We start from the raw sequence: 20,590 nt of genomic DNA, 5'->3' as shown, positions 1-20,590 counted from the left end.
GCCCTGGGCGGCAGAACCTGCCGCACCATCTCGAATGGATCCGTGCGCTCGCGTTATGATTTGCGCTCTGATGCGGTCCTGGCACTCAGGCGCATCTTGAGATGACGTGGCCCCATTGAGGGAGTGATAGCCGGAGGCTTCTGTCCGGGAATGGTTTCCACGCGCCAGCGGGAGGCGATTTCCGTAAGCGCCAGCACAGCCTCGGTGATGGCGAACTGGTCGCCGATGCATTTGCGTGCACCGCCGCCAAAGGGGAGATAGGTCTTATTGCGCGGCACGGAACGCAGCATTTCGGCGTCCCAGCGGTCAGGATTGAAGACGTCGGGGTCCGTGTAGTAGCGCGCTTGGCGGTGCACAGCATAAGAGCTGTACGCGATGGTCGTCCCGGCCGGGATGTCGTAGCCGCCCAGGCGGGTGTTTGCCGTGACGAGCCTGGTCCAAAGCATCCCGGCCGGCGGGTACAGCCGCAGCGTCTCGGTGATGATCTGGTTAGCAATTTTCAGGTCGGGCACGTGGTCGAGGGAAACCGGCCTGCCGTCCAGGACGCGATCGGTCTCGGCCCACAGCCGCTCCTCGATATCCGGATTGCAGGCGATGAGGTACAGCGCCCATGACAAGGCAATCGCCGTTGTCTCCGAACCTGCCACCAGGAAGGTCAGGACCTCGTTGCGGAGTTCGGCGCTGCTCAGCCGCTCGCTGTGGCTGCCGTCGGCCGGGTCATCGGGGTTGCCCGGATCGCGGGCTGTCAGGAGTGCCGAGAGCAGATCCCCGCGGTCCTCCGGGTCCACCTGGGCCTTGGCGATAATGTCGGTCACGGTGTTATGGAGTCCGGCCACAGCCCGCTGATAGCGCCGGTTGCCGGGGGTCGGAATCCGGTTCAGCAACGCTGGGCTGAATGTCTGCCGGTACGTCGCGTGTAGCACCTCGATGGCGTCGCTGACCGTCTGACGCAGGTCCTCTGGGGAGACCATCCCGCCGAGCATCGCCTGCAACATGTTGTGCATCGTCAGGCTGAGCATTTCCGCCGGCATATCCAGGACCTGGCCATCACGCCACGGGCTGGTCCGCAGGATTGTCCCCTCGGTCATGGCCCGGGCGTAGCCGGGAAGCCGACTGCGGTGGAACGCGGGCTGAACCAGCCGGCGCTCCCGTCGGTGCATGGCATGCGGGCAGGTCACCAGACCGTCGCCGAATACCTCCCTGGCCTTGTCGAACAGCAGGCCGCCCTTGTCGTAGGTGCGATCGTTGAGATATATCTGTGAGATCAGCTCCGGGTCACAGACCATCACCGCCTTGAGCGGGCCGACGTTGACGCGCATCATGTCGCCGTCCGCGGGCAGCGAACGCAGGAATCCCCTTGGGTCACGGAGTGCCTTCACCGCATGACCCACGACCGGGAGGCCTCCAGGTGCTACAGGAACGGTCTCGCTGGGATCTGCGGTGGTCCTCTTGCGTGCAAGCACGTTGCGCATGCGATTCCCCCCAGGTGCGTCAAGTCACATTCAGGCCCATCTGAAAAGAGGGCCGATAATGAGTGATTGAGTGTTGCGACGTAAATGAGCGCCTTTCGCGGCAGTCAGACTACCAGAATTCGTACCGTCTGGCCGGTTCAGTTTCCAGAACGTCGCCTTGCTCACTTTCAGGGCTCTCAAAAAAGTCGCCTCACGCCAATGCGCATACGAAAGGCGACGGTGCAGATCACGGCGGGAGAGTACCGTTCCACTCGCTCGGACGGAATCACCCCGGGCCACAGCCATGTTCACTGTGATCTCGCCCCGGTGGGAAACCGTAGCCGGATACGCTGCTGCCGTATCAGGCCCGCGCCGAGCAGCTAAATCGATGTGCGCCCCATGCGACCGTCGCACGAGTGGACCCGAAGCGGGGGTCCCAATGCCAGCAGCACAAATTCGTCATTGAGCGCGGTTTCCGGTTCACCTTCGGTTCACCGTTGAACTGGTCCATGGAACCTCCCTCGAGGCTGCCTCGGCGCCTACCGTAGAAGTTCCCGCGCCCCGGTCTACCGGTGTGGCAGCTAGATGCCACTCCCCCAAGGCACGCGCAAGGCATCCACAGACACGATCGTGCTCAACTCCGTGGCCGCCGCGCCCAGGCCCGCCGCCGCGGACAGTGAGGCAGCTCCGAAGGGCGCTGTCGAGCAGACCGCCCGGAACTGCAGGGATCCCCGTCATGGGCAAAGCCTGGGTGGACGACCAGTTCGAGAAGGTCACCGGCCGCGACTCCTTCGCCGAGGAGAAGCAGCGGCGGACCCTGCAGCCGCTCGGGGTGCCGGGCACCGTGGCGCCGGGCAACCGAACGGAGACACCCGCACCGCACGCCACGGCTACTGCCGCTGCCAGCACGCCGAACTGCCGCCACCAGCACGCCGCCCAGTGGGAGACGATCGACGTCATCCGCCAGGACCTCTCCCTACTGGCCGGCGCCGGCGACATGATCTCGATCACCCAGGAACTCCACACGTTCATCTCCGCCTTGATGAGCGGACCGTAGGGTCTTGACGGCAACCGCCAAAATAATGATCGAATAGCATCGTGCGTCGGGAGCCGAGACGCTTCATGGCTTCATGGCCTCATGTTGGCGGGAACTGCTACTCAGACGGGGGGCCGAAGTGCAGTTCGCAATCAGGGGGCCAGTTACGGTGCGCTTTGCGAACAGCGATCCCTTGGCAATTATGAGACCCCGCCAGCGGAGCACCTTGTTCCGCTTACGTAATGGCGAGCGCCGCTTTAGTAAAAAACTTCTTGCTCACGCGTTGTGGGGTGACGTGCCGGACCTGCATCGCCTCCAGAGTCTGGCCCAGCAGGTGCGGGCGGCCCAGCTGTTGGGCGGCGTCGACGGCGCCGCCCGGCTTTCCCGGCGCGCCCTCGACACCTGGGGCGACCCGCCGCTGGCAGACATCCCGGCCACGCCGACCACGGCCGGCCCCCGGCGACCTCGACAGCGCCGCCCTCTTCTCAGAGGTGACCGAGGCGTGCGCACGGCTGTCACCGGCGCTGGTGGTAGCGGCCACGCGAGCGTTGGCAAGACCCACGGTCCCACTGGCCAACGTGGAAGAAGACCGGCCACAGGACAACACGGCACCGTAGCGGTGTCGGCGATCGAGTTGTCGTCTGTGGTCGACCTGCACGGGATAACCGGCGGGACATCGTGGGCCATCTGATGCCCGGAGGCGCACGACGCCCGGGCCCTGGCCGAGTTGGCCGGCGCCGGGGCCTGCCGCAAGATCAGCCTGCTCCGCAAGGCGCTGGAGGGGGCCGAGTCCTTCACCGCGCGCCACGCGGCCCCTGCTGGAGGTAACACCAGGCCGGATCGACGGCCTCGATGCCGGGCAGGGACGCCGCGCCGCGCAGGACGCCTTGGCAGAGACCGGCTCGGACATGACGCGGTTCCCGACCGAAGCGCACCTGGCTTCCTGCGCCGGGTGCACCCCGCTGGACAAGGACTGCTGACACTGCAGGGACAGGTCGGCGCGGTGATCGCCGTCAGGAGCGGTCCAGTCGCCACCAGCGCAGTGGCCGCTCAGGTGGCGGCCGTGAGCAAAGGGACGAGGAGGAAGACCTTGAACAGGCAATCGCTGGCCAGGCTCCGAAATCGAGTGCGGCCGGGAGCCGTTCCGTTGCGGACCGACCGACCCATGGGAGAGGGAGACCGGGTTCCGCTGCCGTACCCGTCGGGGTGGTTCTGCCTGGCGCTGTCCCGCGAGGTGCCGGCCGGCGCGGTGGTGAACCGGCGCTTCATGGGCCGCGATGTCGTCCTCTACCGCACCAGGGGCGGCGTCCTGCGGGTCGTGGATGCCCACTGCCCCCACCTGGGCGCCCACCTCGGCGCCGGAGGGGCAGTTGAGGGCGAGCATCTGGTGTGCCCGTTCCACCGCTACGCCTTCGACGTCGAGGGATCCTGCGTCAAGGTCCCCGGCGGAGCGCCGCCCCGGACGACGCTGGCGCAGTACACCGTGCGCGAGCGGGGCAAGATCATCTACGTGTGGCACGGACATGACGCCGCACCGCCTGCCTGGGAACCTTCAGAGCTACCTGATGACAGGTTCGCGCCCGCCGCCTCCTGGAGCACGCTCCTGACCTCGCACCCCCAGGAGGTCATGGAGAGCTTCGTCGACTACCAGCATCAGCCGATCGTGCACAACGTTGCCCTTCGTGAGGTAACCCCGCCGATAGATGAAGGGCCGTTGCTGCGTATAGCCTTCAGCGCGGACATCAGGCTGTCCGTCCGCTTGGCGACCATAAACGTGGAACAGGGCGTGGTCCTGTCCGGCCCTGGCCTGGCGTCGGGGGAGGTGACGCTGCACCAGGTCGGAATGACGTTGGGCGTAGTGCTCACGGCGACCCCGGTCGGGCCATGGCAGACGCACTTGCGCGTAGTCATCGTGACAGAGGCCGCGTCGCGCGCGAATCCCTCCCGGCTCCGGAAGGCCGCCTCCATGTCCTTGTCCACGGTGGCGGCGCAAGCGCTCATGCAGACCGTAGCCCACCAGATGCGCCAGGATGCCAGGATCTGGAACTGGAAGCGGTACGAGCCAAACCCCGGGCTCACCCCTGAGGAGAGCGCCATCGGCCACTACCGCCGTTGGGTGCGTCAGTTCTACCCCCCGGACACGTTGCCCACCGGGACGTCATGACCGCCGCTGACTTGGTACCGCCTGCCACCGCACCCTCCGGCGCCGCGACTCCGGTCCTGGTCCGCGAGCGCGCGTTGATTCCGCAATCCGTCGTAGCACCCACTCGTGTCGCCGGCCCGCCCGCCTCATCCGGGGCCGGCGGGCGTCCCTCGGTTTTCGGATACGTCCACCTCCGCTTCCGCTTCCTATTCACCTGAGGGGTTTCAAGGGCCTGTATGCGGCAGCTCGCGCCGCCGTGGTCGATGGCTCTCGTGCGGTAGCCGGTGTCGGCTCTTGCTTTGGTCACGCGAGGGGCTTGCGCGGGAAAACTACGCCCGGTCGGCCAGGACGCGGGAGGGCCGGGTGCGCGGACTCGGACTGCTGTCCGGATCCGCATATCAATATCACGCCGCGTCAATCGCGCAGCAGGCGAACCGGACCGATCTCGACTACGCAACACCCTTGCGTGACAAGCACGTTGACAAGCACGTTGACAAGCGCCTTGACAAGCGCGTCCCGGAAGACGCGTCATCCGGACGCACGGAACCGTCGAAAATAGATTCGACCATCACTCCGCTGTCGCACATTCTTCCGGTCGCCATTCTTTGGGCGCTGGGAGAATATCGCGGATCCTGATGGATGCGAAGGGTTCTGCTGGTGACGCCAGGCTTCAGCGGATACGCTATCGCGCGCTGCTCGCGATGGCGGTCGGTGAGGTCGGGGGTGGGGGGCGAAGGCACCGTGACTGAGCTGCAAAAACACGCAACCCAGGGCGGCCCTGACCAAGGTCGTGAACGCGCGTTGGCTTTTCCTGGTCTGCGGCTCTTACCACTCCCGCAATATCCTCATGCATTCACCACGAAGCGGTCCACGCAACAGCAGTGGGCCCTTTTTTCTTCCGTCACGTTCGCGACCGGCGTTCGCACCTGCGGTCACGAAGTGGACCTGTAGCGAGTAGCGGGTGCTTCGTCTTCACGACATGAGAAGTGTGGAGTGTGATGCCATGAACCGACTCGGCAGAGACTCGCGCCAGTTAGCCAGGAGGCTTGCGGAGCCGCCGACGCGCATCGCGTTATCCGTCCTTTTGCTGGCGGGCGGCACCGTGGGAGCGACGACTGGACCGGCCGCCGCTTCGACCGCCGACGGCACGCTGACGGTTGAGGTGCTGCGCGACTTCTTCGGCACCGGCGTGATCAACGCGACGATGAACGTGCCGCAGCGGGGCATGAAGGTGGAGGTCTCCGACCCCGCTGGGCACGTTGTCACCGGCGTCACGGATGCCACCGGAAAGGTCGTGGTGTCGCGGTCGACCGTGCTGAGCGGCGGCCAGTACCGCGTCGACGTCAGCATCCCGGCGCCGTTCAGCGGCCATCTGCAGGCGGCGCCCGCGTCGACGGCGGGGAACCACTTCGACAGCTTCACGTCGTTCGTGGATGTGTCGGGTGGGAAGAACGCCTCGGTGGTGACGGGGGTGTGGGACCCGGCCGACTACGCGCTGCCGGACTCGCGGTACTTCGTACCGATCCACAACGGCGCCAACGGGACCGACAACCGGGCGTTGGTGGCGTTCGGAACGAAGACCCGGGGCACGTGCCCCACCGATGTGGCCTGCCCGACCACGCTGGCCACGCAGGCCCAGGTGGGCACGACGTACGGGCTGGCGTACGACAAGGACCGGACCCGGCTGTTCCAGAGCGCGTTCGCCCGCCGGTACGCCCCGTACGGGCCGCAGGGCGGGGGCGCGATCTACACGGTGCCGGCCAACGGCTCGGGTGCGCCGGAGCTCTTCGCGCGGGTGCCGGATGCCGCGGTGACGCGGCACGACACCGCCAACATGATCAAGGATCCCGGGTTCACCGACGCACCGGGCAAGGAGAGCATCGGCGGCCTGGCCCTGTCGGAGGACGGCTCCACGCTGTACGCGGTGAACCTGCGGACCCGCAGCCTGGTGAGCTTCGGCGCGACGGGGGCCACCGCCGCGGCGCCCGAGTCGACGGTCCCGATCCCGGACCCGGGGTGCGCGAGCCCCGACGACTGGCGACCGTTCGGTCTCCAGATCCACGACAACACGCTCTACGTCGGCGGCGTGTGCAGCGCGGAGAGCACACAGCGGCGCGCGGACCTGAAAGCCTTCGTCTCCACCTACGACGGCAAGCGGTTCACCACGGTGCTGAGCCACCCGCTCACGGCCGAACGCGGCAGCGTCTTCGGTTCCGGCGACAAGGCGACCCACTGGAATCCGTGGAACACCAGCCTGGACACGTGGGACGACCGGAAGTCGGGCAACGTCTTCATCGATCCGCAGCCGGAGTTGGCCTCCCTCGCCTTCGCCCGCGACGGCTCGGTGATCCTCGGTTTCCGCGACCGGTTCATGGACGTGCTCAGTTGGGGAGGGCTGGACCCCCGCCCGGGGAACGGCACGGCGGAGAACGGCATGTCCGGTGGTGACATCACCATGGTCTGCGCCACCCCTACCGGTGAATACCAGTGGGAAGGCACCGGGAGCTGCCCCAACCACGCCGCCCCCGCCAATAATGGCGGCCAGGCCGCCGATGTCGTCGAATACTTCCCTGGCGACTTCTACGCCAACGCGCACCAGGAGACCGCGCTGGGGTCGGTGGCCTATATCCCGCAGCAGCAGTGGGTCGTCAGCACGGAGTTCGACCCGGTCGTCAACGTCGCGACCTCAGGGACCGGTTACCACGACATCACGACCGGTCAGGGCCCGGGCAACAACCCGACCGCCAACGGGTTCCAGTTCGTCAGCCGGGAACAAGGCGGGTTCGGCAAGGCCGGCGGGCTCGGTGACATCGCGTACGCGGCGGCGAACGCGCCGATCCAGATCGGCAACGTCGTGTGGTTCGACGGCGACCACAACGGGATCCAGGACCCGGGGCACGTGCTGCTGCCGGGGGCGACGGTCAACCTGCTGGACGCGGACGGCAAACAGGTCGCCACGACCAGGACCAATGCCGCCGGCGAGTACTACTTCGGCGGTGTCGGCGCCGCGTACGAACTCACGCCTGGCGCGAAGTACACGGTGCAGTTCGACGTGTGCACCGCGGACACCAGCCAGGTGCCCGAGAAGCCCCCGGCGAGCGAGCTGAGGTTCACGCTCCCGCGGGCCGGTGCCAACCGTGCGCACGACTCCAATGTGACCCCGCCGACCACCGGACCGTTGTGCAACGGCAACGCGCCTGTCACGGCGCCGGACAAGCCGGGCGGGGTCGATCACACGATCGACGCCGGGGTGTACATCCCGAAGGAAACACCGACTCCCACACCGACTCCCACACCGACACCGACTCCCACACCGACTCCGACGCCGCCCGCGGCCTCCACTCCGCCGTCGCCCGCGCCGTCCGCCAACCACCCGGCCCCGGCCGGTCGAGGCGGGGGTTCGCTGGCGAACACCGGTACGCCCGGGGTGGCGGAGATGATCGGCATCGTCGGTCTGCTGGTGGGTGCGGGCCTGGTCATCGCGTTCGTGACCCGGAATCGTCGCGCCCGGCAACACTGAACGAACCGCACAACGGTGATCTGCCCGTCCGCGATCCGGACGGCGCGGACGGGCGGATCACGTCTCGGCCGGTCCAGGAGGGCCGGCCTCGGCGTCGTCTGCCACCAGGCTGCCGCGTGCCGCCGCGAGCCCGCGGCGGCCGGACGGTGTGGTGATCGAAGGGATGAATCGGAGAGTGTCACCCTCGAACCGCGTGCGGAGCGTGAGAATTCGGCAAGCCCCACCGAGGCGTCCGTCCGACCGGCGCCGATGGCCGCGGCCGCGTCGGGCCGCGGCGGTCATCGGCATCGCGGCCGTCGCGGTCGCCACGGCCGCCGCGTTCCTGGTCGCCGACGGCGGCTCCGACGCCGGCGGTCCGCGCCCGCTGACGACGGATGAGGCGGGCCGGCTGGCGATCACGCGATTCCGTAACTACCAGGCGCAGGGCCGCGCGGTGACGATCACCGTGCCGGGCACCGCCGGCGGGCTGACCGTCACCGGGTCCGTCGACTACCGGCGCAAGGTCGGTTACGGCGTGGTGCACGGCACCGGGCGCGCCAGGTCCAGCGACGGGCTGATCCAGTGGACGCCCACCTCGGTGCACGTCCGTCCGATGACGGACGCCCCGGCGCAGGCACCCGCGTCGCCGCCCCGTTCGGGCTGGTACGACCGTCCGCCGCTGTCGTCCGGCAGCGCGCTGGACACCTCCCTGTCCATCGCGCTCGGTCTCGGTGGCGACCGACCGGACAACGCCGAACTGCTGCCGCAGAACGGCGCCGCGTGGTGGGGGCGGGAGCAGGTGGACGGGCGCTGGATGGACGTCATGACCGGGCCGTCCTCCCCTGACCGCTCCGGTACGGCGGGCAATGTGCGCTACTGGATCGGCTCCGACGGCACCATGTACCGGGTCCGCGTCAGCGTGGGTTCACAGCCGGAGCCGGTAGTCATCGATTTCGACACCCACAAGTACGTGCCGGTCGAGCCGGTACGCGGAACCGCCCCGACCCGGTAGCCGCTGTTCAGGACGTCTGCACCCGCGCGTTCGCGGCGAGCAGGGACGCCGGCGGCAGCCGGATGCCCGCCGTCTTCGGCAGGGCCGGGACGGGCGGGACGGCGGTGGCGCCCGCGGTGGCGGCGTCGGGGAACTGCGGCTGCGGAGCAGGCGCCGCGACCTCGGTGAACGGGATGCCACCGGGTGCCGACGGCGCCGCCCACGTGCCGGCCGGCGAGGACGACCCGGCCGGAAGCGGGCAGGCCGCAGTCGTCGCGAGCCGGGCGGGCACGGTGGTGCGCAGATCGTTGCCCCGCAGGCAGTTGCCCCGTCCCCGCGTGGCGGTGGGGAACGTCCAGCCGACGTCGACGCCGTTGCCGCTGAACGTGTTGTGCACGATCTGGTTGCCGACCGGAGGTAGGTCGGCGGTCGCGGTGATCACCAGCCCGGCGTTGCGGTTGCCGGCGATGCGGTTGCGGACGAACCGGTTCTCGCTGCCGCCGTCGATGCCGGCGCCGATGCCCCACCCGCCGTCGGCCTGTTCCGGGGTGGCCGTCTGCTGGTTGGCGGCGATCAGATTGCCCGCGATGACGGAGCCCTTCTGCGGGAGCAGTTTCTCCTGGTGGTCGGAGTTGGTGGTCAGTCCGACCCGGTTGCCGACCAGGCGGTTGCCGACCACGTACATGTCCTCGCTGGCGTTGGTGCCTTCGTAACCGACGGCGTTGAGTTCGGCGACGTTGTCCCGCACCACGATGTTGCAGGGCCTGCACTGGCCGACATAGATGCCCGAGTCGGCGCCGCCCGACGCGTACGAGTGCTCGATGACACCGTTCTGGGCGGAGAACGCGTAGATGCCGTACAGACCGTTGCGGGTAGCGGTCACGTGGGAGACCAGGAACGACTTCAGGAAGGTGACGGGCTCGTCGCCGGTGTCGTAGCCGCCGCTTCCCCCCGGCAGGCCGGCGGCCACCTTCGCCGAACCGGTGACCAGGACCCCGTTCTGCGTGTTGTTCTCCACGGTCAGGTTCTCCACGGCCACCCCGGGCGCCGAGACGACGACGCCGTTCGGCTGCCGCAACCGCCCGTCGATGACGACCTTGTCCCGGGACACACCGCGGAGAGTGATGCGCGCGGTGTCGATCCTCACCGACTCGTGGTACACGCCCGGTGCGACCAGCACCAGGTCACCGGGCCGAGCCAAGGACACCGCATCCGCGATCGTCGGGGCATCGGCAGGTACTCGGATCGTCACCTGCGCACCGGCCGGACGCCGGCCCTTGCCCGATCCGCCATCGCCGCCGCAGCCTGCCACCAGTGTCAGCGTGCCCACTACCGCCGCCAACACGCGAAGGGTTAATCGAGGCATGATCCCAGTCTGGCATGACGCCCAATTCCACGCCAGAATCGCGAGGTTGAGCGGCGTGCGCGATTCGGGTGTGGCACTCTGCACCCCATGCGCCGAGCCGATCACCGTCCGTCACGCCGCACGTTCCTCGATGTCACCGGCGCCATGCTGGCCGCCGGTCTGACCGCCGGGTGCACATCGGACTCCGCCCGGCGAAGCCGGCACACCGCTGCCTCGGGCGCCACGCCCATGCCGGTTCCGGCGACGGGCCGCCATCAGGCAGGCATCACGCTCCCTCAGCCGGCCCAGCCCAACCTGCTCGCCGTGGTGGCCGACCTCGGTGCCACCGTGGCTGCCGGCCCGTTACTGGCCGAACTCGGCCAGGCCATCCGCACGCTCACAGCGGGGACCGACACACGGCTGCTGGGCCTGCCGCCGGGCGACCTCACCGTGACCGTCGGCGTGGGCCCCCGGCTGGTGCGCACGACCGGCGCCTCGCTGCCCGGCTCGGCCGACCTGCCGCGATTCTCCCGCGAGCGGATCGCCCCGCAAGCACGCGGCGGAGACCTGCTGATACAGATCTGCGCCAGCGACGCGCTGCTCTTACCGGTCGTCGCCGCCGCGCTTCTGGACCAGGCCGGTGACCGCATCCGCGAACGCTGGCGCCAGTCCGCACGCCGCGGTACGAACGTGTCCGTCGGCAACGGCCTTACCGTGCCACGCAATCCGCTCGGTTTCATCGATGGCATCGTGGGCCCGCACACGGCCGCCGAACAACAACGCGACCTGTGGCTGGCGGGGCCCCCTGCGGTCGCCGGCGGCACCCTTGCCGTACTGCGGCGCATGGAACTCGACCTGCCGCGGTTCGCCGCCTTGTCCGTAGCCGAACAGGAAGCGGTCTTCGGGCGACGCCGGGCCAGCGGCGTACCCCTCTCCGGCGGCACCGCCGCCTCGGGCCCGCAACTCGGAGCCAAGACACCCGACGGGCGCTACCTCGTCCCCGCGGACGCCCACGTGCGCAGAGCGCACGCCAATGTCGTCGGGGTCGGGCTCATGCTCCGCCGCTCCTACGGCACCGACGATCCCGCCCCCGGCCTGCTCTTCATCAGCTTCCAGAACGACCTGCGGACCTTCACCGCCACCCTCACCCACATGGACACCTCCGACGCGCTGCTGCCCTTCACCACCACAACCGCCAGCGCGACGTTCCTGATCCTCCCCGGCTTCGACCGGCAACGCCCGCTCGGTTCCCAGCTGTTCGGCTGAGCACGACCGACTCGCAGGCGGGGAGACCGCGCCGCGTCGTTCGCGGCAAATGGCAGGGCCGGTTGTCCCTGCGCGATCCGCGCCGGACGCGTGGAGCGATGCCGGCCGGTCCAACGCGCGGGCGCACTCACGTGACCGCGCCCCGTGGCCCGGGGCTGCGGCCATGACTCGGCCCCGCGACGGCACCCGCCGACCACAGCGGATGACTGGCCCCGACGCGCGACGGCAGCCACCTACCCTTCGGGGGCTGCTCACCGGCACACCTGCATGGCGGCCGCCAGTCGGTCCGCCTGTCAGCCTGGACAGCGCTCGCCGTCAGCGGGTGAGCAGCAAGGCGTCGCCCACCGCTCGCTCAGTGCCGTCCGACGGTGAGTTGATCAGCTTGCCGTTCACCATCGTGCTCACCGAACCGCCTCCGTCGAGGGCCATGGCGCGCACCGCACCGAGCGACTTCATCAGCTCCGCCCCGTCGCTGAGCCCGAGTCCGTCGCTGTAGCCGGGTTGGTACGCCGTCCACGATCGCGGACGCGCCGCCCGCGCGGACCCCGAGTTCCGTGCGGAGCTTGTTGAACTCCGGGCGCAGACCGTCGCCGCGCAGCACCGACGAGATCCGGCCGTTGGTCGCCGCGCTCTGCAGCTGCCCGTCGTACGCGGCGATCCCGGCCGAGGCACCCGGTATACGCCGCGCCAGTGCCTCCGCTCGCTGCTCGGTGGCGAGGCGAGCTCCTTCGGTGCGTACCGTGACCGTCCAGTGGTCCGCGCCGGGACGGCCCGAGATCCTCCCCTGGTACAGGTCGACATCGGAGGCGAGCCGGTCGTGCCGCCAGCCGGCGATCGGCCGAGGGGCAGCGCCCGTCGAAGCGGCGGCCGCGGAGTCTCCGTACCGCTCGACGACGGCACCTGGGACGACGAGTCCCGCCGCCGCGACGGCGATCACCGACGATCCCGCGGGTGAACATCGGAAGTCCGGTCGGCCAACTCGCCTGCTGCGCCGCCCTCGGACGAGAGTACGGTGCGCGGGTCCTGATGGCCGTAGGTCCGCGGACCATCGATGGCCTCGGCGCGCCGACTCGTGCGATTCGGGCGCGTCTCGGACCATGGGAAGGTGGGATGGAATCCGGATTTCGGCGGGGCGGAGCCGGTGGACGTGCTCGAGGTGGCGCCGACGGCCCGGACGGCGGTGGCCTGGCTGCCGCCGCGGGAGCTGTGGCCGGCGATCCAGGAGATCCGCTGGGAGCATGATCCGCAGGTACGGCGGTGGCCGCCACATGTGAATCTACTGTTCGGCTTCGTACCGGAGGAGGAGTTCGCACAGGCGGTGCCGCTGCTCTCCGCCGGCGCGGCGGAGTGCGCGGCGTTCACGGTGCGGCTGGTCGGCGTCCGGTACTTCCGGCACCGGCACTACGCGACGGTGTGGCTCGATCCGGCCGCGGCGGGCCTGGGTCCGTGGACCCGTCTGCACCGGGCACTGGGGCTGCGGTTCCCGCTCTGCCGTGGGCGTGGCGATCGCTTCACTCCGCATCTGTCCCTCGGCCGCACTCGCGATCCTCGTCCACTGGCCGCCGCGTGCGCCGGCCGGCTCGGCGCATCGTCGGCCGTGGTGGAGGAGGTGGTCCTGCTCTCCCGGCGCGGCGAGGGACCCATGCGGCCCCGGGCCGTGGTCACGCTGGGCAAGGGCGCGGTCCGCCGGCTGCCGGAGGAATAGCGGATCAGGCGCTGTCCGGTGGGTTTCGACGCCGTGCACCGCCCCAATGCGTGGCGGCTCCCGTTAGACGCACGGGAGTTGGCGGACTGACCGCCTGACGCCCCGTCGCAGGGGAGCACCCGTCGCCGGCGGTTTGAGAACGGATGGTTCTGGATGTCAGAAGTGAAGGATCTTGGACTTCCGGCGGGTACCCGGCGACCCTTGAAGCCGGCCTCGGCTCCGGTTCATCGCCTATCGGGGCCGGGGCCGATCCCACGGCGACTCAGCCGCCCCACGCCCCTGCACCGGAGCCGACGCACATGCGCATCAAAGTCGTCCATGGATTCGCCCTGCTGAGCACCGGCCTCCTCGCCGGTGCGTTCGGCTACGGCGCGGTCAATCTCGTCCCCACCTTCCGTGCGGTACCACTTGAGATGCGGCTGTCGTTCCACGCCGAACTGATGAAGATGAACGGCATCAGCATGCAGGCGGCGATGGGCGCGTCGATCCTGAGTTCCCTCACGCTCGCCGTCCTGACGGCAGGCCGGGCCCGGCTGCTCGCGGGGGCGGCGGGTCTCCTGGCCCTGGCGTCCTTTCTCATAACCCGGTTCGGCAACGTGCCGATCAACGGGCGGATCAAGCAGTGGGCGCTCACCTCGGCCCCGGCCGATCACGGGGAGATCCTGCGGCGCTGGGAACTGTTCAACACCATGCGCACATTCGCCGCCCTCGCCGCCTTCGTTCTGCTGATCGTCCTCGTCGTCGGCTGCTCGCGGACGGGGGCTGTGGTCGAGGCGAGCGGCGGGCGGGTGTGGGCACGGGGCCGGGAGCGTCGTAGTGCCAGGTGCCAGACGGTCATCAGGGCGGCGGTCAGCAGCGCGCTGTGCCACAGCAGGGCGTCCAGTCGGCCTGCCGCGAGGTAGGCGCCCGTGGCCACGGCCGCCAGTGCGCACACGGCACGGTCGACGATGCTCTCGACGGAGAGCAGGGTGGCACGGGGCGCGCCGTGGGGAATGGCGTCGTTCACCAGCTTGCGCTGGAGCGGGTAGACGAAGCCGCAGACGGCGGCGAACAGGCAGAGCAGGACGAGGACGGTCCACGGGCCGCCGAGGGCGAGACCTGCCAGTGTCGCGGCCATCGCGAGGCTGAGCAGTGTCACCCATGACGCCGGTCGCAGCCGGGGGGTGAGCCACTGCGGGCGGGCCGAGGCCACCGCCTCCGCGACGGTCATGGCGGCCAGTACCGCGCCGTGCGAGCCTTCGCCGATGCCGTGGTCCAGCAGAACGGGCTGGAAGAGGTTGACCTGGCAGATGCGGGAGAGGGTGAAGACCGCCACTCCCTGCACCATGACCAGCGCGAGCCACGGGGTGGCGCGCAGGGTGCGCAGCGCGGCGGTGGCGTCGTGCAGTGCCGCGGGCCGGCGGCGCGGGCCGTCCGCGTGCGGGGAGGGGGCGGTCCGGCCCGGCAGGACCATGGCGCAGAGGAGGGAGCCGGCGGCGCTGACGGCGCTCAGTGCGTACGGTGCGCCGTGCGCGAGGCTCATGAGGGGGCCTACCAGCGGCCAGCACAGCACCTTCGCGCCCAGGCCCCACGCCCTCGCCTGCCCCTCGGCTTTCAGATAGTGCTCGCCCGCGCCCTGGGCGCGCAGGCTGTCGTAGAGGTAGGCACTGGCGGCGCCGGAGGTCAGGGAGCGACCGGCGGCGATCGCCAGGAAGTGCGCCAGGAAGCCGGTGTAGGTGGGGGCGAGGAGGGGCGCCAGGTTCGCCGCGGTCATCACCACGGCGCCGGCGCGCAGGCAGTTGCGGGCCCCGATGCGGTCGGCCACCAGTCCGGTCGGGATCTCGAACAGGCAGAAGGCGATGTAGTAGATGCTCTGGATGCCGAAGATCTGTCCGTCGGAGAGGCCCGCCTGCCGTTGGTAGGCGTAGAAGACCGGCATCCACCACAGGAGGTTGAACAGCAGCTGGAAGGTGTTGTTCAGGCGGATGGTCCGGCGGGCCCGGGGGGTCGGAGGGTGGGGCGTGCCGGTGGTGCCCGGGTGTGCGCTGCGGCGGTTCATCGGGCGTAGGGGCGGATCTGGACCAGGTGGAAGGCGCCCTGATCGGTCATCAGCCACTCGATGTCGAGCGGACGGTCCACGTCCGGTGCGCTGAAGTGTGACTGGAGCAGCCGGCCGGCCAGGGCCAGGTCTGCCAGCCTCTCCCTCGTTGCGGCGGGCAGGTCACTGCCGCAGGACCCGAGCGCGACGGTGCGGCCACCGCCCTCGACCGTGTTGTAGAGGTACTGCAGGGGTTGCGCCGTGCCGTCGACGACGGCCTCGGGCGATCCGGGCGAGCAGTTGAGGCAGACGTTGCGGAAGTCCGAGCGCCTGGTCGGGTTGCAGGTCACCAGTACTCCGCCGAGGGTGGCCGGCAGGTACGGCTGGACGATCACGCCCATGTAGGTGTCGTCGAGGGAGATGCCCGCCTGGTGGCGGAGCCTGACGCTGCGCGGCGACAGCAGGGAGGCCCACACCTCGCGTACGGCGTCGAGGAGGTGGTCCGCTCCGTGCACCGAGGTGACCGAGGTGTAGACGCCCGCGGCGGAGAAGCCGGGCAGGTCCTCGGCGTTGGCGGACGAGCGGACCACGAGTCGGCTTCCGGCGGCCGGCCCGGTGGGCAGTGCCCGGAGGATTTCGCGGGCCACCTCGTCGGGGAGGGCCGTGGTGCGGACGAGTTGCTGCAGCCGCAGGCAGAGCGGTTCCACGGCCTCGGGAGCGCCGTCGTCGAGGGCCGCCTTGAGCCGGAGGACGCCCTGTCGCAGTTCCGGGGAGGAGAGCAGGAAGCGGTGCTGCAGGCCGAAGGGGAGGGCGGTGCCGTCCGGCGCGCCGACGGTCCCGGCCACGAAGTCGGCCGCCGCGGCGCGGAGTTCGCCGGGGTCGGCGGGGTGCGTGGTGCCGAGGCGGGCGGCCAGATGCCGGTAGAGGTCGGGGCGGGGCGGTCGCGGCTGCCCGTGGAAGGCGGTGAGGTCGGCGGTTCGGGCGTGCAGGACGTGATGGAGCTCCCCGAGGTTGGCCGCCTTGGTGCCGTAGCGGTTCTGATCCGTGAGGCGCAGTCGGTGCAGCGGACGTGCGGACAGGTCGTCCAGCAGCGGTGTCCGCAGCCGGATCAGCCGGCGGTGCGGGGTCGGTGCGGTCGGCACCGCCGTCGGGGCGAGCGGGACGAGGCTGATGTCGTCCTCGGTCACCCGGTAGCGGACCCAGCCGCCGTCCAGGCTGTCGTTCTCGATGAGCCGGTCCAGGTCGCGGACGATGGCGTTGGGGATGCCCCAGCCGGCGGCGAGGACGTTGGTGTGCGAGAGCGGTGTGGTCGTCGCGGTGTTGATGAAGCCCGCGACGCGCGGCACATCGTCCGGCAGGCACGGCATGGCCAGGATGTCGGACCCGCCGACCAGGCCGGCGACAGCCGCGTACTCCTCGGTGGTACGGAAGTGGCGGAGCCGGCCGACGGCTTCACCGGGGTTGAGCGGTGTGCGGGTGCGGTGGCCGAAGAGCTCGTGGCTGAGGATCCGCGGCACCCGGACGTCGCTGATGGCGGCGAGAGCGTGCTCCTGACCGTGGTTCGCCGGCTTCAGCAGCAGCGACAGCCGGCCGTCGAGCCGGTGGCGGACGAAGGAGTAGAACTCCTCCAGCAAGGGGCCGTCCATCGTGTCGGCCTCGGTCGTCTCCAGGACGAGGAAGGGCCGGCGGCGGCCCTCGGTGTCCTGGTCGGTGTGCAAGGAGAGCACTCCCAGCAGGAAGCGGCGGTCGGGGGCCATGTAGACCGAGGCGTTGAAGGCGTCCAGGCAGGAGTCCAGTTCCGCCGGTTCCATGCCGAGGACGCGGGTGGCTATGTAGTCGACGTGGAAGGGGTGGACGGCGGTGTCGAGCAGATGCCAGGTGTCCTCGGCGCGGTCCACCACGACCTTGAGGTACGGGTGGCCGGCGAGGGAGCCGGAGAGGCTTCGGAACAGCGGCAGTGCGAGGTGCTCGCCGACGGCCGTGCGATCGGTGGCGGGAGGTGCAGCGGCGGCCGGCGGGGTGAGGGTGGCGTTCATGAGCGGGCCTCCGTGGCGCCGGCGAGGGGAAGGACCTTCGGCAGGGCGTGCACGAGGGCCTGGAAGTCGTGGAGCACGGTCCCGGGGTCGGTGGCGGACAGCAGGCAGAGCGCTGCCATCGTGTTGGCGCCCGCGGTCGGGTCGTACACCGGTACCGGAGCGCCGTCGGGGAGCGAGTTCTCGGCCACCACGGTCAGCCGGCTGCCGGCGCTGAGCGGCAGCGCGTCCCGTACCGTCGGGAAGTCCCAGAGGCGACGGTCCGGCCAGGCGTCACCGGCGGCGTCGACGGCGAGTACGACGAGCGAGCCGGCCGCACCGGACGCGTCCTGGGAAGTGAGGGCGCGGGCGGGCCATTCGACCGGCCGTCCCAGCAACTGGTCGACGAGCATGCCGATGAGGTCCAGGCCGAAGACCTCCTCGATCTGGGGGACGGTCATCGCGCCCCCGAACCGTGCGGCGGTCTCGATCACCCACATCCGGCCGTCCGCACCGAGCTTGATCTCCGTGTGGGTACCGCAGTTCTCCAGGCCCAGCGCGTCGACGGCGTCGCGCGCGAGGGCCACGATGCGCCGCTGGGTGTCGTCCGGCAGCGGCACGGGGGTGATGCCGGCGCGCTCGGTGAAAGGGGCCACGGTCGGCATCCGGCCACTGAGGCACACCGGACGGAACTCGCCGTCGGCGACGACGCCCTCGACGCTGACGTAGTCGCCCCAGCCGCTCTGCTCGAACCAGCCGTCGGCGGTGCCGGGGACGATCTCCTCGACGAGGAAGTCCCCGCCGGCTCCGGCCACGTGGAGCTCGGCGTAGCCCAGCTCCGCGGATTCGGCCATCACGGCGCCTGCCCGGTCCCACGCCGCCGATATCTCGTCGGCGGAGCGGATGATCTGGTGTGCGGTGGAACCCGCGCTCCAGGCGGACTTCAGCAAGAGGGGGAGGCGGAGCGTGGCGGCCGCGTCGCGGAGTTCCTGCTCGTCAGCCACCGGACGGAACCGCGGCTGGGAGATGCCCCGCTGCATCCAGGTGCGGCGCATCAGCCGCTTGTCGCGCGCGAGCGCGCTGAAGCCGCCGGCCCCGGCGAGGCCGAGTTTCACACAGGCCTCGGCGACCGCGACGACCGCGTACTCGGAGAAGGTCACGACCGCGTCGGCGCCGACGGCCTCGGCCCGGGACACGATCAAGGACACCAGATCGTCCCCTTCGGTCCCTGCGGGGCTTAGCACCGAGGCGCACAGCCGCTCGGCGACCGGGGCCGCGCTGGGGGGAAGCGTGCTGAGCGCCAGCAGGTGCACTGCCGACCGCGCGGCGACCCGTGACAGGGCATACCCCAGGGGCGGACCGCCCTTGGCATACACGAACAGCACCGTACTCACTGGAATTCGACTCCTCTGCAGGTGGGGTGGGGCCGTACCTACCGGTGGACCGGGGCGGCCGACGGGCCCGGATCCGCTGTCCGTGCGCCGTACTTCAAGAGAACCAGCCGAACGCCTCCCGATGGGGCTCTGAGGGCCTCACGCACTCAGGCAAACGCCAGAGTTGTGGAGTTCGCCGGCAGCCCGTGAAGAATCCGTGATGCTGTATGGCGGTGAGGAGAGCGGACCGGCGGCCGGGGCCCGTGCCTCCAGATCGGCCGAGAAGCGGGCATGTGGCCGGGGAGCTCCGGATACGCATGGCGGTGGCGCACCATGCGCGCCGCCGTGGAACTCGTTGAACTCTTCGCCAAAGAGGGGCCGTTGTGGACGAGACCGGTCTGAAGTCGCTGCTCGAACGCCTTCCGGTGTCCTGGTGGGAGGCCGACGGTGAACTGCGGGTGATCGACAGCGGGGGTGGTGCGTTCGGTGACACGGGGACCGCGCAGCGCTTCCTGGACACCGTGTGCCGGGAGTCGCCCGGCCCGTCCGCCTCCGGCGTCGGCCACCGGCAGGCGCGGTTCGACGGCCGGCTCTTCGACGTGCACTGGCGTCCCGGAACGCCGCGGCAGGGCCGCTCCCGCGGGCTCGCCGTGGAGGTGGGCACGGGCCCGGCCGCCGACCGCCGTTACGACGCCTTCGCCGACCTCGCCCCCGCCGCGGCCTTCATCCGGGACGCCGGCGGTCGCTACCTGTGGGCCAACCACGCCTACGCCCACCTGTACGGCACCACACCGGAGCATGTGATCGGCAAACACGTCGCGGAGGTCGACTCCCCCGTCGACGCGGCGCGGGTCCTCGCCCTCGACGAGGACGTGCTCACCCGCGGGAAGCCGGTGCGGCACACGCTCACCTATCACCGCCCGGACGGCAGCAGCGGGCAGGCGGCCGGCCATCGCTTCCCCGTGCAGGAGGGCACCGAGACCTGTGTGGCCGGCATCTACGTCGACATCAGCGACTACACCCGCGCGCTCCACCAGCGGCGGGAGGCCGAGGAGAGCCTGTGCGCGCTGCGCGACCACAGCGGGCTGCCGTGCGCGCTGATCTCCGCGGGCGGCCGGATCCAGCAGGCGAGCGCGGCGGCCGCCGAACTGCTGCAGATCCGGCTGTCCGACCTGGTCGGCCGCCGGGCCGACAGCGTGCTGGCGCCCGCCTCGGAGTCAGCCGGGCTGTGGCGCGGCTGGCGCGATCTGATAGTCCGCCGCAGCCGGCGGATCCAGACCTCCGCCGTGCTCGTCGACGCCCACGGCCGGCAGCGCAGGGCCCGGCTGCACCTGACGACGGTGGGGCGGGGCACGGCCCGCGCCACCAGCGTCTGGGCGGTCGTCACCCACCAGGGCATCGCCCACGAGTCCCACCCCGACCTGACGGCAAGCCAGGAGCGCATCCTGTCGCTGCTGGCGGTCGGCCGCAGCAACGCGGATATCGCCGTCTCGCTGCACCTCTCCCGTCAGACCGTCGACTACCACCTCAGCCGCCTCCGGGACCTCCTGGGCGCCCCCAACAGGTGCGCGCTGGTCGCTCGCGCCTACGCCCTCGGCATCCTCGTCCCGCAGTCCTGGCCCCCGCGCTCGGCGACCGTCACCCCCTCACCGAGGGCCGTGTAGACGGGCCCACCGGCCAGGACACGGCTCCTCATGGTCATGTCCATGGCCCATTCCTCGCGCCCAGTCATGATTCGCCCCAGCAGGGCGT

15 protein-coding genes and 1 pseudogene are annotated in these 20,590 nt (G+C 70.2%); 10 read left to right on the top strand and 6 right to left on the bottom strand.

The window, feature by feature from the left end:
• Nucleotides 1-53 precede the first annotated feature (53 nt).
• Complete coding sequence (locus AC0680_RS19600) at nt 54-1,472, bottom strand: cytochrome P450 (protein WP_478630241.1); 1,419 nt, start codon at nt 1,470-1,472, stop codon at nt 54-56.
• A gap of 715 nt (nt 1,473-2,187) precedes the next feature.
• Between AC0680_RS19600 and AC0680_RS19595 the strand changes: the two genes are divergently transcribed.
• The 6 genes from AC0680_RS19595 to AC0680_RS19570 all read left to right on the top strand — a co-directional run bounded on the left by AC0680_RS19595 (nt 2,188) and on the right by AC0680_RS19570 (nt 9,141).
• Nucleotides 2,188-2,508 (top strand): hypothetical protein, encoded by a 321-nt coding sequence (locus AC0680_RS19595; protein ID WP_478630238.1) that lies wholly within the window; start codon nt 2,188-2,190, stop codon nt 2,506-2,508.
• Nucleotides 2,509-2,581: 73 nt separating this feature from the next.
• Complete coding sequence (locus AC0680_RS19590) at nt 2,582-3,178, top strand: BTAD domain-containing putative transcriptional regulator (protein ID WP_478630235.1); 597 nt, start codon at nt 2,582-2,584, stop codon at nt 3,176-3,178.
• 372 nt (nt 3,179-3,550) lie between these two features.
• On the top strand, nt 3,551-4,651 hold the full coding sequence (locus AC0680_RS19585; RefSeq protein WP_478630232.1) for an aromatic ring-hydroxylating oxygenase subunit alpha: 1,101 nt from the start codon (nt 3,551-3,553) through the stop codon (nt 4,649-4,651).
• Between the two features lie 342 nt (nt 4,652-4,993).
• Nucleotides 4,994-5,266 (top strand): hypothetical protein, encoded by a 273-nt coding sequence (locus tag AC0680_RS19580; RefSeq protein ID WP_478630229.1) that lies wholly within the window; start codon nt 4,994-4,996, stop codon nt 5,264-5,266.
• 466 nt (nt 5,267-5,732) lie between these two features.
• The gene (locus tag AC0680_RS19575; RefSeq protein ID WP_478630226.1) at nt 5,733-8,150 is read left to right on the top strand and encodes an SdrD B-like domain-containing protein; all 2,418 of its coding nucleotides are present in this window, start codon (nt 5,733-5,735) and stop codon (nt 8,148-8,150) included.
• 202 nt (nt 8,151-8,352) lie between these two features.
• Complete coding sequence (locus tag AC0680_RS19570) at nt 8,353-9,141, top strand: hypothetical protein (RefSeq protein WP_478630223.1); 789 nt, start codon at nt 8,353-8,355, stop codon at nt 9,139-9,141.
• Nucleotides 9,142-9,148: 7 nt separating this feature from the next.
• Here AC0680_RS19570 and AC0680_RS19565 read toward each other — a convergent pair whose 3' ends face one another.
• Nucleotides 9,149-10,486, bottom strand: coding sequence for a right-handed parallel beta-helix repeat-containing protein (locus tag AC0680_RS19565; RefSeq protein WP_478630220.1), 1,338 nt, complete (start codon nt 10,484-10,486; stop codon nt 9,149-9,151).
• Nucleotides 10,487-10,573: 87 nt separating this feature from the next.
• Here AC0680_RS19565 and AC0680_RS19560 point away from each other — a divergent pair, with 87 nt between their 5' ends.
• On the top strand, nt 10,574-11,731 hold the full coding sequence (locus AC0680_RS19560; protein WP_478630217.1) for a Dyp-type peroxidase: 1,158 nt from the start codon (nt 10,574-10,576) through the stop codon (nt 11,729-11,731).
• A 315-nt stretch (nt 11,732-12,046) separates the two neighbouring features.
• Here AC0680_RS19560 and AC0680_RS19555 read toward each other — a convergent pair whose 3' ends face one another.
• Nucleotides 12,047-12,532 (bottom strand): phosphodiester glycosidase family protein, encoded by a 486-nt coding sequence (locus AC0680_RS19555; RefSeq protein ID WP_478630214.1) that lies wholly within the window; start codon nt 12,530-12,532, stop codon nt 12,047-12,049.
• Between the two features lie 304 nt (nt 12,533-12,836).
• On the opposite strand from AC0680_RS19555, the gene AC0680_RS19550 reads away from it, so the two are divergent.
• Together AC0680_RS19550 and AC0680_RS19545 are read left to right on the top strand one after the other, a co-directional pair.
• On the top strand, nt 12,837-13,436 hold the full coding sequence (locus AC0680_RS19550) for a 2'-5' RNA ligase family protein (RefSeq protein WP_478630211.1): 600 nt from the start codon (nt 12,837-12,839) through the stop codon (nt 13,434-13,436).
• A gap of 143 nt (nt 13,437-13,579) precedes the next feature.
• A pseudogene (locus AC0680_RS19545) lies at nt 13,580-14,101 on the top strand (anthrone oxygenase family protein); the annotation flags it as partial.
• On the opposite strand, the gene AC0680_RS19540 reads toward AC0680_RS19545, so the two are convergent.
• Genes AC0680_RS19540 through AC0680_RS19530 form a run of 3 tightly spaced genes read right to left on the bottom strand, consistent with a single transcriptional unit; the run spans nt 14,086 to nt 18,859 of the window.
• Nucleotides 14,086-15,474 (bottom strand): MFS transporter, encoded by a 1,389-nt coding sequence (locus AC0680_RS19540; RefSeq protein ID WP_478630208.1) that lies wholly within the window; start codon nt 15,472-15,474, stop codon nt 14,086-14,088. The pseudogene AC0680_RS19545 and the gene AC0680_RS19540 sit on opposite strands and share 16 nt — an antisense overlap.
• The gene (locus AC0680_RS19535) at nt 15,471-17,489 is read right to left on the bottom strand and encodes a PEP/pyruvate-binding domain-containing protein (protein WP_478630205.1); all 2,019 of its coding nucleotides are present in this window, start codon (nt 17,487-17,489) and stop codon (nt 15,471-15,473) included. The genes AC0680_RS19540 and AC0680_RS19535 overlap by 4 nt, the downstream gene beginning before the upstream one ends.
• Nucleotides 17,486-18,859, bottom strand: coding sequence for an ATP-grasp domain-containing protein (locus AC0680_RS19530; protein WP_478630202.1), 1,374 nt, complete (start codon nt 18,857-18,859; stop codon nt 17,486-17,488). Before AC0680_RS19530 ends, AC0680_RS19535 begins: the two co-directional genes overlap by 4 nt.
• Nucleotides 18,860-19,221: 362 nt before the next feature.
• Here AC0680_RS19530 and AC0680_RS19525 point away from each other — a divergent pair, with 362 nt between their 5' ends.
• Nucleotides 19,222-20,502, top strand: coding sequence for a helix-turn-helix transcriptional regulator (locus AC0680_RS19525; RefSeq protein ID WP_478630199.1), 1,281 nt, complete (start codon nt 19,222-19,224; stop codon nt 20,500-20,502).
• Nucleotides 20,503-20,590: the final 88 nt, after the last annotated feature.

This window comes from Streptomyces sp. NPDC043738 (assembly GCF_056436545.1).
The sequence above is the reverse complement of the archived record's forward strand: the minus strand, read 5'-3'. Positions and strand labels throughout refer to the sequence as shown.

Bases quoted from the DNA above. Each gene is read 5' to 3' on its own strand.
- AC0680_RS19595 (WP_478630238.1), top strand. From the start codon at position 2,188: ATGGGCAAAGCCTGGGTGGACGACCAGTTCGAGAAGGTCACCGGCCGC.
- AC0680_RS19540 (WP_478630208.1), bottom strand. From the start codon at position 15,474: ATGAACCGCCGCAGCGCACACCCGGGCACCACCGGCACGCCCCACCCT.
- AC0680_RS19565 (WP_478630220.1), bottom strand. From the start codon at position 10,486: ATGCCTCGATTAACCCTTCGCGTGTTGGCGGCGGTAGTGGGCACGCTG.
- AC0680_RS19555 (WP_478630214.1), bottom strand. From the start codon at position 12,532: ATGTCGACCTGTACCAGGGGAGGATCTCGGGCCGTCCCGGCGCGGACC.
- AC0680_RS19560 (WP_478630217.1), top strand. From the start codon at position 10,574: ATGCGCCGAGCCGATCACCGTCCGTCACGCCGCACGTTCCTCGATGTC.
- AC0680_RS19600 (WP_478630241.1), bottom strand. From the start codon at position 1,472: ATGCGCAACGTGCTTGCACGCAAGAGGACCACCGCAGATCCCAGCGAG.
- AC0680_RS19590 (WP_478630235.1), top strand. From the start codon at position 2,582: ATGGCCTCATGTTGGCGGGAACTGCTACTCAGACGGGGGGCCGAAGTG.
- AC0680_RS19535 (WP_478630205.1), bottom strand. From the start codon at position 17,489: ATGAACGCCACCCTCACCCCGCCGGCCGCCGCTGCACCTCCCGCCACC.